Origin of the sequence: Sinomicrobium kalidii (assembly GCF_021183825.1) — a bacterium.
GTDB lineage: Bacteria > Bacteroidota > Bacteroidia > Flavobacteriales > Flavobacteriaceae > Sinomicrobium > Sinomicrobium kalidii.
Window position 1 is genome coordinate 1,428,535 of record NZ_CP089211.1, and the last position, 16,081, is coordinate 1,444,615.

A 16,081-nucleotide genomic window follows, 5' to 3' on the forward strand; every position below is an offset into this window, starting at 1 on the left:
AGATACTTTTCCACGATTGAGACGCACGGCCGTGCGTCTCTACGTTATATTATTTTGCCAATAAATAATTTTTCTTGGCCTGTGCTATAAAACGGTCCTTTTCTGCTGTGGCCCTTGCTGTCTGATACAGCAATTTTTCCTGCTGCATACGGAGGACTTCTTCAAAATCGCCCCCCGAATTACTGTAAGCCGACAGCAGAAGTTTAATGGCCTGCCCGGTACTTTCCAGCTGTTTGCCGTACAAAGCTATACGCTGTTCGGCTTTTTTCAGGTCGTATACGGCCATTTCATAATCGGCCCGCAGCCGGTTTTGTACCGATACTTTCTCATGCTTTGCCGATTCCGCAAGGAATTCCGCCTCTTTTACCCTGGCCTTATACTTTTTTCTGAAAATGGGCAGGCTTACGGAGAGCATGGGCATAATGGCATCCTGCCCGTTGTGTCCGGGGGTCATGTCCGTTCTTTTGCTGATCACGGAATAATCCAGCCCCAGTCCCAGCATGGGCAATCCCTGTTTTACCGCGGCCGTTTTTTGTGCCTCGAACGAAGCTGTACGTTTATCCAGTTGCAACATCCGGGGATGTCCGGCAAAAAGGCTGTCTTTTTCCTCACTTTCCACAAAAGGTGCTTTCGGGGCAGGAAGTTTTTCAGGAAAAGCCACCAGGTTGTTATGGTCTGCATTCAGAAGGGCATTAAAACGATACCGGACGGAAGTTTTCTTATCCTTTAAAAGCGCTATTTCCGTTTCCACTTCATTCCGTTTCATATCTACCCGTACCACATCCACCATCGCTGCTTTTCCATTGCGAAAGCCGGATAGTGCCAGTTCCCGGAACGTATTCAGTACTTCCATATTTTCTTCCTGGAATTTTATGGTTTGCTGCAATTCGTACATTTCGGCATATACGGATTTCACCTTCATAAAGAGTTCTTCCCGGACATCGAGGTAATTCTGGAAAGCGGCTTCGGCCATTAAAGTCGCCGCGTCCTTTTGCGCTTTCAATGTCCCGAACCAGGGGAACATCTGCATCAGGGAAAACTTTGCTTCCTGTCTTCCCAGCCGTGTCTCTATCATTTTTCCAAAGGCACTTACGGTAAGTGTAGGATCGGGCAGGCTGCTTACCTGTGGTGCTTTCTGCATCGCAGCCTCAAATTCGGCATAAGAAGCCCGGACCTCCGGATTATTTTCCGCAGCGGTCTGTAAATAATCTTCCAGCGACTGTGCTGTCATCTTTGTGCACAGCACCAAACTGCAAAGTATCCAAATAACCTTTTTCATTTTTCTTTCTTTTTAACCACAGTTTCCCGCCAGTAGGCCTGTAATACGGGAACGACGAACATGGTCATGATCTGTATAAACATTCCGCCCACAGTGGGGATGGCCATGGGCACCATAATATCGGAGCCTTTTCCCGTAGAGGTAAGTACCGGCAGCAACGCAATAATTGTCACTGCTGTTGTCATCATGGCGGGACGCACGCGTTTCAGCCCGGCTTCCAGAACAGCCGCCCTTACCTGCGGTACGGTTTCCGGTTGCTTTTCTTCAAATACCTGGTGGATGTAAGTTCCCATAATCACCCCGTCATCCGTAGCGATCCCGAAGAGGGCTATAAAACCTACCCATACCGCCACACTCAAATTTATGGTATGCATCTGGAACAGGTCGCGCATATTAACACCGGCCACCGCAAAATCCATAAACCAGCCTTGTCCGTAGAGCCAGAGCATAATAAAACCTCCTGCAAAAGCTACAAAAACCCCGGAAAAGTGAATCGTGGACGCGATCACCGTACGGAACTGGAAATACAACAGTAAAAAGATCACCAAAAGGCTCAGCGGGATCACGATAGACAACCTTTTTACGGCACGGACTTGGTTTTCGTAATTGCCCGAAAATTTATAGCTCACTCCTTTGGGCACACTCAACTCGCCGGAAGTTATTTTTTCCTCTATAAACTGTTGGGCGTCGTTTACCACATCTACTTCGGCGTAATTTTCTTTCTTGTCGAAAAGTACATATCCCGTAAGGAAAGTTTCCTCACTTTTTATCATCTGAGGCCCGCGAACGTACTCCACCCCGGCCAGTTCTCCCAGGGGGATCTGTGCACCTATCGGGGTCGGTACCAGTATCTTTTTTATCTTTTCCGGCGTATCCCTCAGTTCTCTCGGGTACCGTACCCTGACAGGGAAACGCTCCCTTCCCTCTACCGTAGTGGTTACCTGCATCCCTCCTATGGCGGTTTCTATTACCTGTTGTACCTGTTCTATGCTCAGTCCGTACCGGGCTATGGCGTTACGGTCTATATGCAGTTGCAGATAAGGTTTCCCTACAATACGATCGGCAAAAACAGCCTCTTTCTTTACGGAAGGCACCTCCTTGAGGACGTTTTCCAGTTGCATCCCGAAATCCTGGATTGTCTTCAGGTCCGGTCCGTACACCTTGATCCCCATCGGCGCACGCATTCCGGTTTGCAACATCACCAGGCGGGTTTCTATCGGTTGTAATTTAGGAGCCGAAGTCACTCCCGGAATATTGGTTACATTTACAATCTCATTCCATATATCGTCCGGGGATTTTATATGGTTTCTCCAGTTCCGGAAATACACCCCGTCCTCATCCCGTATCAAATCCTTATCGGAAAAACCGTTTTCCAGTACCTTATCGTTGGTCAGGGTATCTCCCGACTTTAGAACGAATCTCCTGTCCCGGTCCGTTTTGTAGGTTTCCCGTTTCCCTTTTTCGTTTAAACTGTATTCGGGTTTGTAATTGATGATATTCTCGTACATGGATATGGGCGCAGGGTCCAGGGCACTCTCTACCCTGCCCAGTTTCCCTACCGCTATATCGACTTCGGGAATGTTGGCCACGGCCATGTCCAGTTGCTGCACTACACGTTTGTTTTCGGCCATACCGGCATGGGGCATGGAAGTTGGCATCAAAAGAAAGCTGCCTTCATCCAGTGACGGCATAAACTCTTTTCCTATTCCCGGAAAGGTGTGCGACAGCCCGCTCCAGACCGTCGTGGTGCGGACATTCCATCCAACACTGTCCAGTCCGCGGCCCACAAAGCCGAACACTTTCGGAAAGCCCATCCATATCATCAATCCGAAAAAGACGGTAAACAACGGTACGAGCAGGAATTTGCCTTTATGTACCAGGCACCACTTCAAAATGGGCTCGTAATAACGGACTACGGCCAGTAATACGGTCAGAATGAGCGCCAACAATATGATAACAAAAAGGTAATTGGTAACCAGACTGTTCTGATACCCCAAGGGTACCCATTCTTCCGCGAGGAAAAACAGGGTCACCGCCAATACGATAAACAGGGTGATCTCCGATGCATATTTTCCAAGGAAATGCGGACTGCGATGTTCGAGCAACTTTATGATCCCGATCACCACCAAAGCCAGGGGCAGCCACAATTTAAAGACAAGAGCGAGCAACAGCCCCCCTGCTATCAGGGAAATATTCCAGACTTTTGTCATTTTCGCTTTCCCGGAATGCAGGGAAAACACAAAATAGGACAGGGTAGGAAGCACGATAATCCCCAGCACAAAGGAAGCCGCCAGGGCAAAGGTTTTGGTAAAGGCGAGCGGGCGGAATAATTTACCTTCGGCATGTTCCATAAAAAATACGGGGAGGAAACTCACTACGGTAGTGGCCAATGCCGTGGTTATGGCCGGGGCTACCTCTACAGTGGCCTTGTAAATAACATCTAAAAGTGCCTTGCCCCTCGCCTTTTTATTTTCCCGGAACTCCAGATGCCGAATCATATTTTCCACAAACACGATCCCGACATCTACCATTACACCGATAGCAATGGCAATACCCGAGAGCGCCACCACATTGGCATCAACCCCCGCATAACGCATAACCACAAAAGTCATCAGTACTGCCACCGGGAGCAAACCGGAAATAAGCACAGAGGCCCTCAGATTCAGCACCAGTACAATCACCACGATTATACTGATAAGTATTTCATGTGAAAGCGCCCTCTCCAGGGTACCGATGGTTTCATGGATCAGTTGTGTACGGTCGTAAAAAGGCACAATGGTGAGCTGGCTTTCGGTGCCGTCGGCCAGTGTTTTTTTGGGCAGGCCCGGAGCAATTTCACGAATCCTGTCTTTTACATTATCTATAACTTCTAACGGGTTAGAGCCGTAACGGGCCACGACAACACCTCCTGCCACTTCGGCCCCTCCTTTGTCCAGCACGCCTCGCCGCGTAGCCGGACCGAGTGTAACTTCACCTATATCCTTAATAAGTATGGGCTTGTTGTCATTAACGGCAACCACGGTCTCTTCCAGGTCTTTTACGGATTTGATATATCCCAGCCCCCTGACGAGATACTCCACTTTATTGATTTCTATCGTCTTGGCTCCCGCATCCCGGTTGGAGTTCTTCACTGCCATCATAACCTGATCAATCCCGATGTTGTAGGCTTTCAGGGCATCGGGATTAACATCAACCTGGTATTCCTGTACATATCCCCCTATGGATGCCACTTCGGAAACTCCTTTTGCAGTATTCAGGCCGTATTTCACATAAAAATCCTGGACCGTACGCAGTTCATGCAGGTCCCATCCACCGGTGACATTACCGAGGGAATCACGTCCTTCGATGGTATACCAGAACACCTGCCCCAATCCTGTAGCATCAGGGCCCAGGGTAGGTTGTACGCCTTCCGGCAGGAGATTGACGGGCAGGGAATTCAGTTTTTCGAGTATCCTGGAACGCGACCAGTAAAACTCTACATCTTCTTCAAAAATGATATATATACTTGAAAACCCGAACATCGAATTGCTCCTTACCGACCTCACCCCCGGAACTCCCAGGAGCGAAGTGGTCAGCGGATAGGTGATCTGGTCTTCAACATCCTGTGGTGACCGGCCGGGCCACTCCGTGAAGACGATCTGCTGGTTCTCCCCGATGTCTGGAATGGCATCTACGGGAACGGGGTCTTTCGGTAAAAACCCGGTATCCCAGTCAAAAGGTGACGTGGCCAGCCCCCAACCTATAAAAAGTAGCAGCAGGAGTACCGTAACCAGCCGGTTATGCAAAAAGTAACGAATGATATTGTTTAACATCAGGTCTTGCTTTTAGTGATATAACAATAGTCGGTGCGATACCTGAATCACGGTGCTGACATAGGCATGCCACCGCCGTGTGAGGGTTTCGCCATTATATACTACATCACTAAAACTAAATAAGGAAAGTATCGTTCAGGACCTGTATATCCCGGACGACCAGAGGCGGGGAATAGTCCCGGAAAGGAACTACATTTTCTTCCAGCCCGTCAAAAAGATTGAAATAGGTATAAACAAAAGCCTGCAGTAAAAGCACCTGTTGATGCCATTCCTTGTCGACGGTTTTCTGAAGGGTATCCTGCCCCTCTATCAATATTGTTTCTTCCGAACAGCAGGAACTTTTGGTAATGGTACAAGTGCTTTGGCTCCGTTCAGCAACCGTATCTTGTGATTCCATTCCGCAACTGTCGGCCTTGACAAAGAGAGCGGTATCAATCAGAAAATCACCGCAAAAGTGTTTTTCCACGGTAAAAGATACCGTAGAAAACAACACCAGAAAGGCGAGTAAAAAGGACGCTATTTTAAACAAAGCCTTTTTCATACGAATACACAAAGGTAAAAAATATTTTGTTTTAACAATTTATTTTTGAATTTGTTAACAGCGATCACCATAGAAAAATACATTGGCAGGCAATCTGCACAGGGCCGGATAACGGATATTGATATACAAGACAACTATGAAAGGTGCAGAGGTTTTCTTTACCGGGGACTAAAAACCCCCTTTTAGAAAGCAATAAAATCACCAAGTTATTAGATGGATTGAGTTATTTAGTCAACACACAATAACTCAATAACTTCATAACTCAATAACCTGGATTATAATTTTTTCGCACTACTAAAGTACTGCAAGGGTTTGACATCCTAAACTGAGACCAATCAACTATTGTCTCAGGTTTTGTACCGGAAGGTTTCCCGCTTCTTTATGCCTGAATAATTATTGCGTAAATTTGCTAAAAATTTGCACCTTATGACTTTTGACAATTTAAAACCCCTGATAAAAGATATTCTTCAGGAGAAAGTCCCTGTTGATACACGCCTCACCAAAGTTTGTGAACTTCTGAAGGAAACTGTACCGTATTACGACTGGGTAGGTTTCTATTTCAAGAACAGCGATAAGGACGAACTGAAACTCGGTTCTTTTGCCGGTGAACCCACGGATCACGTTATTATCCCCTTCGGAAAAGGGATATGCGGACAGGTGGCGGTTTCCAATAAAAATTTTGTAGTTCCCGACGTAAAAGCGCAGGACAATTATATTGCGTGCAGTATCTATGTAAAAGCGGAGATTGTGGTCCCCTTGTTTGTAAACGGTGAAAATGTCGGGCAGATTGATATCGATTCGCACACTGCCGACCCGTTTACGGAAGAAGATGAAAAATTCCTGGAATTTGTAAATGCAAAAGTGGCTGAAATACTCGAATAAAACTTTTTAGCAGGATACAGGACTTAGATTTTAAGATAACCCGACCAGCTAAGGTATCCGTTTCTTCATCTCCTCAACGATGTTGTAGGCAGCCGGACAAATGGCTGTGTTCTTTAAAGTGAGGTTTGTGATCTGATGGAATTTTTTCCTGTCGGTATGCGGATATTCGCGGCATGCCTTGGGACGCACCTCATAAACAGAGCAATAATTGTCATGCCCCAGAAACGGGCACGGAACACTTTGCAGCACATAATCGTTATCTTCGTCAATGCGCAGGTAACGCTCCATAAACTGCTGCGGTTTCAGTTTGAGGTACTTTGATATACGCGCTATATCGGCATTGGTAAACAATGGCCCTGTTGTTTTACAGCAATTGGCACATTTCAGGCAGTCCGTTCGTTCAAATTCGGCATCGTGCAGTTCCTGCATTATATAATCCAGGTGCTTCGGCGGTTTCTTTTTTAACCTGGCAAAGTACTTCCTGTTCTCCTTATGTTTATCTTTGGCGAGTTGCGGCAGCCGTTTTATAAATTCATCCATAATGCAAAATTAAGGTTTCGGCCGGGTGTTTCGGAAGACAAATGGATTTTTTTGGGATAAGTTGTGGCACCGTTGCAAACGAACACGAGATAAAAAGATAACAGGTGAAAACGGATATTATAGGAAGGGCCATTCTGGACTATCAACAGAATAATTATTCGGAAGATATTATTACGGAAACTTCCATTTCGGAAGAAGATGTATTGCCCGTCCCTTATCTTTTCCGGAGCTATGACGAAATGCCCGCAATAGAACAAAAGGCCCTCCGGCTTGCATACGGAAGGGTGCTGGATATAGGATGCGGGGCAGGGAGTCACGCCCTGTACCTGGAAAAGGAGCGAAAACTGGACGTAACGGCCATAGACATCTCTCCCGGCGCGGTGGAAGCCTGTAAATTACGGGGGCTCGACAACGTTTTTGTCCAGGATATCACAAAGTTCCGCGGCGAAAAATTCGACACCATCCTCCTGCTGATGAACGGCCTCGGTATTTGCGGAAGGCTAAAATACGCCGGCAGTTTTCTCAACCATTTAAAAAGTTTGTTGAAAAAAGGCGGCCAGATCCTCCTGGATTCATCCGACATTCTTTATATGTACGATAAAGATGAAGATGGCGGATACTGGATACCTTCAGCTACGGAATATTACGGCGAAATCGAGTTTCGTATGCGGTACGGGGATATGCAGGGCGATATGTTCCCCTGGCTCTATGCCGACTACAACACATTACAAAATGCTGCCGTAACCAATGCACTTACCTGCGAACTCATTCTGGAAGGGGAACATTACGATTATCTGGCCAGACTAACTTAAACTTAATCCCTTGTCTTTAATTGAAAGGAGATCTCACCCGCATTTAACAGTTCTTTGTCTGAAATAAAGTATCCCTTATACGCTTTACCGTCTACCAATATCTTGTCGATATACCTGTTTTCACCCGGATTATCGCAGGTCAGTATGAGTTTATCCTTTTGGTAATAATCGGTATCCAGGTGAATGGTCACTTTACTGAACCGGGGAGCCACAAAGGTATATTCGGGATTGGCAGGGGTTACCGGGTATATGCCTGTCATGGCGTAAATGGCCCAGGCCGACATGGTCCCGGTATCGTCGTTTCCGGGAAGACCGTCGGGGGCATTTTTATAATACGTATCCAGTAATTCCCTCACGCGCTTCTGAGCCTTCCATTCGCTTCCTTTCACATAGTTGTATAGAAAAGGATATGCAATATCGGGTTCATTGGCCATGTCGTAATGCCCTTCATCAAAAATATAATCGAGCTGGTTTACAAAGTTCTTGCGGCCACCCACCAGTTTTATCAGTCCCTTTATGTCATGCGGTGCCATAAATACATACTGCCACGCATTGCCTTCTATAAAACCGATATTCTTTTCGAAATTGGCTCCTTTCAGTGGATCAAAGGGTTCATACCAGCTTCCGTCTGCCGTTCTGGGGCGAAGGACTTTCAGTTTTTTATCGAACAATTTCCGGTAAGACAGTGAACGTTTGTAAAATAATTTATCATCTTCCTTTTTACCCAGGGCCTTGGCGAGTTGCGCTATGGCATAATCGGAAATATTGTATTCCTGTGTAGTGGAAACCGATCCGTCTACCGGGCTGCCGGTGTTTACATACCCGTCACGGATATAATCGTCAAGCCCCGGCCTCAGGGGATTGTTTTCCGTAGTGGTTGCTCCTTTTTTCATGGCTTCATAAGCTTTCTCCACATTAAAACCGGTAAGTCCCCTGAGGTAAGTATCCGCCAGAACTACAGATGCGGGATCGCCCACCATGGTAAAGGTTTCCGTCGAATTGAGCTCCCACTTCGGCAACCAGCCGTTTTCATCATACATATCGAGCATACTCTCTACCATTTCCAGCTGCTGGTCCGGATAAACCAGGCTCATAAACTGGTGATAATTGCGATAGGTATCCCAAAGCGAGAATACGGTAAAACGGTGTTTGTCCGTTTTACCAATCTTTCCGGTGGCTACTTCCGGATATTCCCCGTTTATATCGTTAAATATGTTCGGGTGTATCAGGGTGTGGTACAGTGCCGTATAAAAAACAGTCTTATCATCTTTGGTTCCGCCCTCCACTTCAATCCTTGAAAGTTGATCGTTCCATGCATTTCGCGTTTTTTCATAAACCTGGTCAAAAGAAATTCCACCGGCTTCTTTTTCCAGGTTTTCACGGGCATTGGCTATACTTACGTAAGAAACCCCGATTTTGACCTCCACCCTGGTGGGTTTTTTAAAATCGTAGCGAAAATAGGCCCCGATACTATCTCCGATCACTTCTCTCGTAAACCCCTCCATCATACGGGTCTTTCCGTTATAGGTCATCCACTTTGCTTCCACACCCTCATAAGTAGCCGGTTTCTTCCAGATGCCGAACGTTTCGGCAGGAACGGAAAAGCGGGCTACAAAATATACCGGATAAGCATGTTCCGGACTATTGTAACAGAAGGACCCCACGGTTCGCATTCCTTCTATTTCGGTAGGAGACACCACTTTCACCATCGCTCCCTGTTCATTGGTAAGCCCCAGGCCGAGATTGAGGAGAATATTGGATTTCCCGGCCGGAAAGGAATAACGGGTAATCCCCGTCCGGGTATTTGCCGTAGCTTCTGCCCGAACATTGTATTCAGACAGGTTTACGCTATAGTAGCCTGCTTTGGCCACCTCATCGGTATAGGTTGTTCCGTATTTCAAGTGATTGGTCTCCAGCGCTCCCGTAGTGGGCATTGTGATGATCACTCCCAGGTCCGGACATCCCACGCCACTCATATTGACATGGGTAAAGCCTGTTAAAAATGTATTCTCATGTACATAGGGATTGGAAAGCCACCTGCTGTCCTTTTCCAGGACATTCTGTTTCCCCGCCACATTGAAGGGCGATACACTGGCCATTCCCCGGGGAGCGATCGCCCCGGGATGGGTGGCCCCGAAATTGGAGGTCCCGATAAAAGGGTTGACATAATCTACAGGCTTGTTCTGGGCAATCCCTGTGTATAAGGACATTAAAAAGACAACGGGTAATATTTTGAGTTTTTTCATTGGGTTTATCTTATCGTTTTTACACCCCCTCTATCCCCCTCAAGGGGGATTTATTCGTCTGTTTATAAGAAAAAAATTCTTCTTTTGAGGAGGATGTTACTCCACTACAATTTCATCTACAAACAACCAGGTATTGCCGCCTTTCGGGCTTTTTCCGAGGTTAGTTGCTTTTACCTTGACATAACGGGCGGTTTGCTGCGGAAAGGCTACCGTAAAGTCCCTGAGTTCGGCATCGCCGTTTTTGGCGTAATCCCGTTTTATCTGGCCGGTTTTTTTAAAGGTTTTACCATCTTCGGAAAGGAGTACTTCCACTTTGACAGGATAGTAGATCCCCGAACCCTGATTCTCCATAGAACCGACCGTGACCCCGGACATCTCCACACTTTCCTCCAGGTCAATAATGACTTCCATATCTTCACCTATCCATGCCTGCCACTGGCCGTCGTGAAAATTTTTGCTGCCACGGAGTACATTCACCATATTGGCCGTATCGGCCCCGGGATAATTTTTATTCCACTTGTTCTTATAGTTTACTTTTTTCCCTACGCCCTTGTGCCAGGTGAAGGTTTTTACAAACTCTTCCCCACCGGCTTTTCATCCTCAAAACGCGAAGCCTTTATCGTGGTTGTTTCAGAAACCGCTATCGGACCGGTGTATGGCCGGGCAGCAGACAGGTCGCCATCATTCAGTACATAACGGATATCGGTGTCCGGGAATTCAGTTCCCAAAACAATCGTTATGTTCTGGTTTTTGTCCACTTCAGCATCTGCGGTAATCGTATAGGCGCTTCCGGCATAGTTGATACCGAGTTTGTCATACCTTTTAAACATCTGTTCCAGCCTGGAAGTAAAGTCTTTCCAGTCCCGGTCTTCCTTTGCACTCCATACGGTCTCTGCAAGGGCCGTTAACCTCGGATAGATCATATATTCGGAATGAGAGGTTGTAGGGATATATTCAGACCACAGGTTGGCCTGTCCTCCCAGTACGTGCCCCGCCTGTTTTACGCTCATGGAATCGACCACGGGGTCAAATTCATAAACTTTATTCAGGGGTGTAAAAGCACCGAATGCCAGGGGCTCCGAATCCTGCGGACCCTGATAATAATCGAAATAGCAATGGGATACCGGGGTCATTACCACATCGTGCCCCTGTTCTGATGCTTCCCAGCCTCCCTGTATACCTCTCCAGCTCATTACCGTGGCCCCTGGGGCAAGCCCGCCCTCGAGTATTTCATCCCAGCCGAGCATAACTCTTCCTTTGGAACTGATGAACTTCTCCATCCGCTTCATAAAATAGCTTTGCAGTTCTTCCACACCCGAAAGCGCTTCTTCTTTTATCCGTTTCTGACAATGGGGACAGCTTTCCCAGTTGGTCTTGGTAGCTTCGTCTCCCCCGACATGGATATACTTTGACGGAAACAGATCCATAACCTCGGTCAGGACATTTTCCAGAAATTCGAAGGTAGATTCCTTTCCGGCACAATAGATCTCGGTAATGGGCCACACGCCACCGGAGGGTACCATGACGGGTTCTCCCTTACAGGATAATTCCGGGTAAGCGGCAATGGCACTCATTACGTGGGCAGGCATTTCTATTTCCGGTACGACCTCAATCCCTTTCTCTTTGGCATAAGCTACTATCTCTTTAATATCTTCCCGGGAATAAAATCCGCCGTAAGTGGGATTTTCCGAAGGTTTCGGTTCGGGACGCGCATTCCAGTGCATGTCTTCCTTATCCACACGATACGCACCGACTTCCGTAAGTTTCGGATACTTTTTTATTTCTATGCGCCAGCCCTGATCGTCCACAAGATGCAGGTGCAGTACATTCATCTTGTGTAGGGCCAGTCCGTCTATGACTTTCAATACGTATTCCTTAGGAAAGAAATGCCGGGAAACGTCGAGCATAAGCCCCCGCCATCGAAACCTCGGACTGTCTTTGATCTCCACCGCAGGGACCGCCCAGGTAATATCTTTTTGCAGAGTGGGGCTCTCTATTTCTGCCGGGAGCAGTTGCCGCAGACTTTCCAAACCGTACAAAAAACCCGAATACCCGTTGGCAGATATTATTATCCTGTTTTCTGCAACCTGAAGTTTATAGGCTTCATCCTGCAGGCTATCATCTTTCCGGAACGCTACATAATTCCCGGAAGGAACGGAGGTCGCTATTTCAGGCTCCCACCCGGCAACGGTACGGAACTTCCGGGTCAGTATCCCGGCTATTTTCCCTTGTTCCTCTCCTGTTACCACAAAAACGGTTTCACTGTTGAAAACAAAAGCACCATCCCTTAATTCCAGTTCCTTCGGCTTGGGGATCACGGAAATATCATTTTCGGTAAAGGTGATCTTTTGCCTGCGATCACATCCGCATGTAAATATCAGGCCCAGGAGAAATACGGCTATGGGAAATGTTCTCATTTTCTCGGTTTTGATCTTGTCACTGTTCCGGTTCCGTATTTACGGTTAAATAACATACCGGATCTTTTCAAGGTTGTCCTTTTCTCAAATGAAAATTCCCGCGGGACCGCAAAGCCCCGCAGGAAATAATCAGAGGGATTATGAAAGTTTGTATTCGCCGTCTATAAGGCGGTTTCCTTCTTTTTCGTCGCAAATGGCATAATTAAATCCGGGACGTAAACAATACGCTCCGTATTCACCCTGTTTGTTCAGGGCGATAAAGCCGATCTGGAGGTATTCCAGATCAGGGCGGTTTTTGTATATTTTATAGATACGCTCAACAATTTCCTTACAGGCATCCTCCGGGCTTTTGCCCTGACGCATCAGTTCTACCACCATGGCGCTTCCGGCAGTACGCATCACGGATTCACCGAGGCCGGTTGCCGCCGCACTCCCCACTTCATTGTCGAGGAACAGCCCGGCACCGATAATGGGCGAATCCCCTACCCTTCCATGTACTTTCCACGCGGCACCACTGGTGGTACAGGCCCCGGAAAGGTCGCCATTTTCATCTATGGTCAGCATGCTTATGGTATCGTGATTCTCTATGTTGATAACGGGTTTGTACTCTGATTTCTGCAACCATTCCCTATACGCTTTTTCAGCGTCTTCGGTAAGCAGGTTCTCTTCCTTAAAACCCTGTTCCAGGGCAAATTGCTTTGCACCTTCCCCGACAAGCATAATATGAGGTGTTTTTTCCATCACCTTCCGGGCCACCGAGATGGGATGTTTTATATCCTGCAAAAAGGCCACCGAGCCACAGTTGCTGTTATGGTCCATAATACAGGCATCCAGGGTTACCTTCCCTTCCCGGTCGGGCCAGCCGCCGTAGCCTACGCTGGATACTTTGGGGTCGGCTTCGGCAGTACGCACCCCGGCTTCTACGGCATCCAGTCCGGAACCTCCCTTCCGTAAGATCTTCCAGGCCTCCTCATTGGCAGGCAGGCCGTGGTTCCAGGTGGATATAATTACGGGCTTCTTTACTTTTTTGGTTTCTCCGGCAGCAGCACCGGATTTTTTTTCGGGGTCATGGGGCTTTATTCCATTGTCCACACAGCTGTACAATGTACCTAAGGCCACCGTACCCAACGCTGTTTTTGTGATGAATTTACGTCTGTCTATCATAACGGGTATATTTTCATTTACATGTCCGTCCGTTCTACGGACAACTATTAACGTGTTTGAATTCCAGGGCTCCTTTCACGGCCAAGCCTGTGATCATGCGGGTATTAACGTCCCTCTTTTGTTTCCTTAATGGCCTGTAACATATCGTCGGTAAGCGCGGGGCCATCGAAAAATGAAACGCCTTTTGCTCCGTTCTCTTTGGCGAGTTGTACGGCCTCTTTTATTTCCGAAGGAGACATTTCGGGGACATAAACCCCGGTATGGAGTTCGGTATCCTTGTATTTGAGATCCTGGACGCCCTGTTTTGTAGCAAAACCTATCCAGTCGATCTCTTCGTTATAAAAATTGTGATAGATCATGGGAAGTACCACATCGATATCCCACTTGTCCCATCGCTGACGTACCATATGGTCTGCCATTTCCGGATAGGGGAATACGGCTGCGGTGAGTATCTTGCCGTGTTTATGTGCTATTTCATAAGCATCGTTCACTACGGCCCTGATCTTGTTCAGGCGGAATTGTTTCCATTCGATATCCAGGGCGGGATTTTCCATTTCCCTCGGGTTCTTATGGTGTATTTTTTCAAATTCGGCAACACAGACATCACAATAGCAGAAATCGAATTCCGGTAATTCTTCTTCCTGTTCCAGGTCGTACTTGGGCAATAACCCGATGGGGAGGAAAATATCGGAAAAGCGGATATAGTCGAGATGCACACTGGCCACTCCCTCTACCTTTGCCAACCCTTCCACCAGACCGAGCACATGGTTCCGGGATGCTTTTCGGGTAGGACAAAGCCATTGATAGTAATCTACATAAGGCCTGTGATCAAAACAGGATTTTCCTTCACGGCTTACGGCATACCAGTCCGGATGTTGCAGAGCCACGGAATCCCCGGGGCGGTTCATGGCCATAAGCCAGGCATGTACTTCCAGTCCGGCTTTCCGGGCAAGGGGTGTCAGCCGACCCAGCAATTCGGGGTCTGTATTGGTATTGATCAATACGGCATCCAGGCCATTGTCCTTGTACTTGGCAAATTCCTCCTGATAGGAATCGTCTGTTCTTTCCGGATCGGCAGTGATCCAGGTCCAGTATTTAAAGGCTTTCTCCGCAGGGGCTTCGGTTACTGCGGTTTCTTTTTCGGCCGTATCCCTGCTTCCCTTTTCGGCGCAGGAAACCAGGCATATGAGTGCAACGGCCAAAGTTAATTTTAAAAGTTTCATAACGATTATTTGTTAGTTGTTTTACTGATGAATTCTCCATCTTGCTTAACAGTGAGCAACCGTCCGGTAAAAGGGCTTACTGCCGTTAAATTCCATCCGAGGCTGTGCATTTCCAGGGCTATTTTAACGGGTTTACCATCTATAACCATCGGTTCTCCCACAAGTTCTCTTACGGAAGATATCCATTCCCCGTTTTCACTGAAATACCGTTTCTGTTGCCGGTACAAGGCATACAATCTCCATTTTATCTTTTCGTCCGCAGGGATTGTAAATACTTCCTTATCCCCCGGTTTTTCCGAAGAAAAATACACATAACCCCACCATTCCGGTTCATGCATATTGATGACCCATTGGGGCGACCATACCCAGTTATATTCGGGCAGGTAGTTACCGTCTTTGCCTTTTTTGCGCCGGTATTTGCCATCCACCAACTCAAAATCCCAGTTTACACGGGAGAAATTGATCCGCCAGAATTCGTTTTCGGGGGTGTTTGGAGACACATGGCCGTGTGTCTCTACAAGTACACGCCAAGGCATGGCTATCTCTACGCTCCAGCCTTTATCGGTATCGTCCGGGTTGTTCAATGTGCCATCAACATGTACGGCGGTCTTTATTCCCTGAATGTCCCAGCTGTCTATGACCGGGGCGCTTTCCCTGTAGGGTTTTACCAGGTACAGGTCCCATAAGGTATTCAGCGCATTCATTTCGAACTCCATATAATTATGGGTATCGCCGTCGGGATCGATGAATATCTCGAAATCGTTATTATAGAAAATTACGGTATCCCGTTGTTTCAGCGTAGCCCAGACATGGGGTTCTTCCATTTCGGCATAAAAATACAGGTATTCCTCATCCCATAACATCCTGACATTGGTTTTATAGGTCGGGGTCTTGTCGCCTTCGATATCTATAAAATCTTCGCTCCGGGGGGCCTTTTGCCAGGATATCTCATCGCCCTTGCCATCTATGGTAATGGTTTCAGCGGTTTTGTGGGCCACATATTTCCGGGGAGGTGTAATGTCGTGCTGGGCAAATGCTCCCCAACATAAAAAATATGCGATTACTCCCAGGGCAATTTGTTTAAAACTATTACGACTGGTGGAGACACACGGCCGTTTGTCTCTACCGGGTTTTTCAGGGATAATGTGGTGTTTTTTTGCCATGG

Annotated in this window: 12 protein-coding genes; 2 read left to right on the forward strand and 10 right to left on the reverse strand. The window is 47.3% G+C overall.

The annotated features are described in order from the left end of the window. Nucleotides 1–49 precede the first annotated feature (49 nt). From LS482_RS05750 to LS482_RS05760, 3 genes are all read right to left on the reverse strand, one after another. Entirely contained in the window at nucleotides 50–1,279 is a 1,230-nt protein-coding gene (locus LS482_RS05750) for a TolC family protein (protein WP_233030798.1), read from the reverse strand. Continuing rightward, nucleotides 1,276–5,091, reverse strand: coding sequence for an efflux RND transporter permease subunit (locus tag LS482_RS05755; RefSeq protein WP_233030799.1), 3,816 nt, complete (start codon nucleotides 5,089–5,091; stop codon nucleotides 1,276–1,278). The genes LS482_RS05750 and LS482_RS05755 overlap by 4 nt, the downstream gene beginning before the upstream one ends. 115 nt (nucleotides 5,092–5,206) lie before the next feature. Then, the gene (locus tag LS482_RS05760) at nucleotides 5,207–5,632 is read right to left on the reverse strand and encodes an HYC_CC_PP family protein (protein ID WP_233030800.1); all 426 of its coding nucleotides are present in this window, start codon (nucleotides 5,630–5,632) and stop codon (nucleotides 5,207–5,209) included. Nucleotides 5,633–6,058: 426 nt separating this feature from the next. On the opposite strand from LS482_RS05760, the gene LS482_RS05765 reads away from it, so the two are divergent. Continuing rightward, complete coding sequence (locus LS482_RS05765; RefSeq protein ID WP_233030801.1) at nucleotides 6,059–6,514, forward strand: GAF domain-containing protein; 456 nt, start codon at nucleotides 6,059–6,061, stop codon at nucleotides 6,512–6,514. A 48-nt stretch (nucleotides 6,515–6,562) separates the two neighbouring features. On the opposite strand, the gene LS482_RS05770 is transcribed toward LS482_RS05765, so the two are convergent. Then, on the reverse strand, nucleotides 6,563–7,054 hold the full coding sequence (locus LS482_RS05770) for a YkgJ family cysteine cluster protein (RefSeq protein ID WP_233030802.1): 492 nt from the start codon (nucleotides 7,052–7,054) through the stop codon (nucleotides 6,563–6,565). A gap of 104 nt (nucleotides 7,055–7,158) precedes the next feature. Here LS482_RS05770 and LS482_RS05775 point away from each other — a divergent pair, with 104 nt between their 5' ends. Then, complete coding sequence (locus LS482_RS05775; RefSeq protein WP_233030803.1) at nucleotides 7,159–7,866, forward strand: class I SAM-dependent methyltransferase; 708 nt, start codon at nucleotides 7,159–7,161, stop codon at nucleotides 7,864–7,866. A 2-nt stretch (nucleotides 7,867–7,868) separates the two neighbouring features. Here the strand turns inward: LS482_RS05775 and LS482_RS05780 are convergent, their stop codons facing one another. The 6 genes from LS482_RS05780 to LS482_RS05800 form a co-directional block, all read right to left on the reverse strand. Next, the gene (locus LS482_RS05780) at nucleotides 7,869–10,112 is read right to left on the reverse strand and encodes a GH92 family glycosyl hydrolase (RefSeq protein WP_437441011.1); all 2,244 of its coding nucleotides are present in this window, start codon (nucleotides 10,110–10,112) and stop codon (nucleotides 7,869–7,871) included. Nucleotides 10,113–10,208: 96 nt separating this feature from the next. Beyond that, nucleotides 10,209–10,592, reverse strand: coding sequence for a discoidin domain-containing protein (locus LS482_RS21745; RefSeq protein WP_367890595.1), 384 nt, complete (start codon nucleotides 10,590–10,592; stop codon nucleotides 10,209–10,211). An 89-nt stretch (nucleotides 10,593–10,681) separates the two neighbouring features. Then, nucleotides 10,682–12,529 (reverse strand): beta-N-acetylhexosaminidase, encoded by a 1,848-nt coding sequence (locus LS482_RS05785; protein WP_367890596.1) that lies wholly within the window; start codon nucleotides 12,527–12,529, stop codon nucleotides 10,682–10,684. 138 nt (nucleotides 12,530–12,667) lie between these two features. Continuing rightward, nucleotides 12,668–13,693: a glycosylasparaginase gene (locus LS482_RS05790; protein ID WP_233030804.1), complete on the reverse strand. Its 1,026-nt coding sequence runs from the start codon at nucleotides 13,691–13,693 to the stop codon at nucleotides 12,668–12,670. A 104-nt stretch (nucleotides 13,694–13,797) separates the two neighbouring features. Then, nucleotides 13,798–14,916 (reverse strand): glycoside hydrolase family protein, encoded by a 1,119-nt coding sequence (locus tag LS482_RS05795; RefSeq protein WP_233030805.1) that lies wholly within the window; start codon nucleotides 14,914–14,916, stop codon nucleotides 13,798–13,800. A 5-nt stretch (nucleotides 14,917–14,921) separates the two neighbouring features. Next, the gene (locus LS482_RS05800; protein ID WP_233030806.1) at nucleotides 14,922–16,079 is read right to left on the reverse strand and encodes a carbohydrate-binding family 9-like protein; all 1,158 of its coding nucleotides are present in this window, start codon (nucleotides 16,077–16,079) and stop codon (nucleotides 14,922–14,924) included. Nucleotides 16,080–16,081 lie beyond the last annotated feature (2 nt).

Excerpts from the sequence above, each read along its gene's own strand:
- LS482_RS05790 (WP_233030804.1), bottom strand. The coding sequence starts at position 13,693 with ATGATAGACAGACGTAAATTCATCACAAAAACAGCGTTGGGTACGGTG.
- LS482_RS05785 (WP_367890596.1), bottom strand. The coding sequence starts at position 12,529 with ATGAGAACATTTCCCATAGCCGTATTTCTCCTGGGCCTGATATTTACA.
- LS482_RS05770 (WP_233030802.1), bottom strand. The coding sequence starts at position 7,054 with ATGGATGAATTTATAAAACGGCTGCCGCAACTCGCCAAAGATAAACAT.
- LS482_RS05800 (WP_233030806.1), bottom strand. The coding sequence starts at position 16,079 with ATGGCAAAAAAACACCACATTATCCCTGAAAAACCCGGTAGAGACAAA.
- LS482_RS05760 (WP_233030800.1), bottom strand. The coding sequence starts at position 5,632 with ATGAAAAAGGCTTTGTTTAAAATAGCGTCCTTTTTACTCGCCTTTCTG.
- LS482_RS05755 (WP_233030799.1), bottom strand. The coding sequence starts at position 5,091 with ATGTTAAACAATATCATTCGTTACTTTTTGCATAACCGGCTGGTTACG.
- LS482_RS05765 (WP_233030801.1), top strand. The coding sequence starts at position 6,059 with ATGACTTTTGACAATTTAAAACCCCTGATAAAAGATATTCTTCAGGAG.
- LS482_RS05780 (WP_437441011.1), bottom strand. The coding sequence starts at position 10,112 with ATGAAAAAACTCAAAATATTACCCGTTGTCTTTTTAATGTCCTTATAC.
- LS482_RS05750 (WP_233030798.1), bottom strand. The coding sequence starts at position 1,279 with ATGAAAAAGGTTATTTGGATACTTTGCAGTTTGGTGCTGTGCACAAAG.
- LS482_RS05795 (WP_233030805.1), bottom strand. The coding sequence starts at position 14,916 with ATGAAACTTTTAAAATTAACTTTGGCCGTTGCACTCATATGCCTGGTT.
- LS482_RS21745 (WP_367890595.1), bottom strand. The coding sequence starts at position 10,592 with ATGGTGAATGTACTCCGTGGCAGCAAAAATTTTCACGACGGCCAGTGG.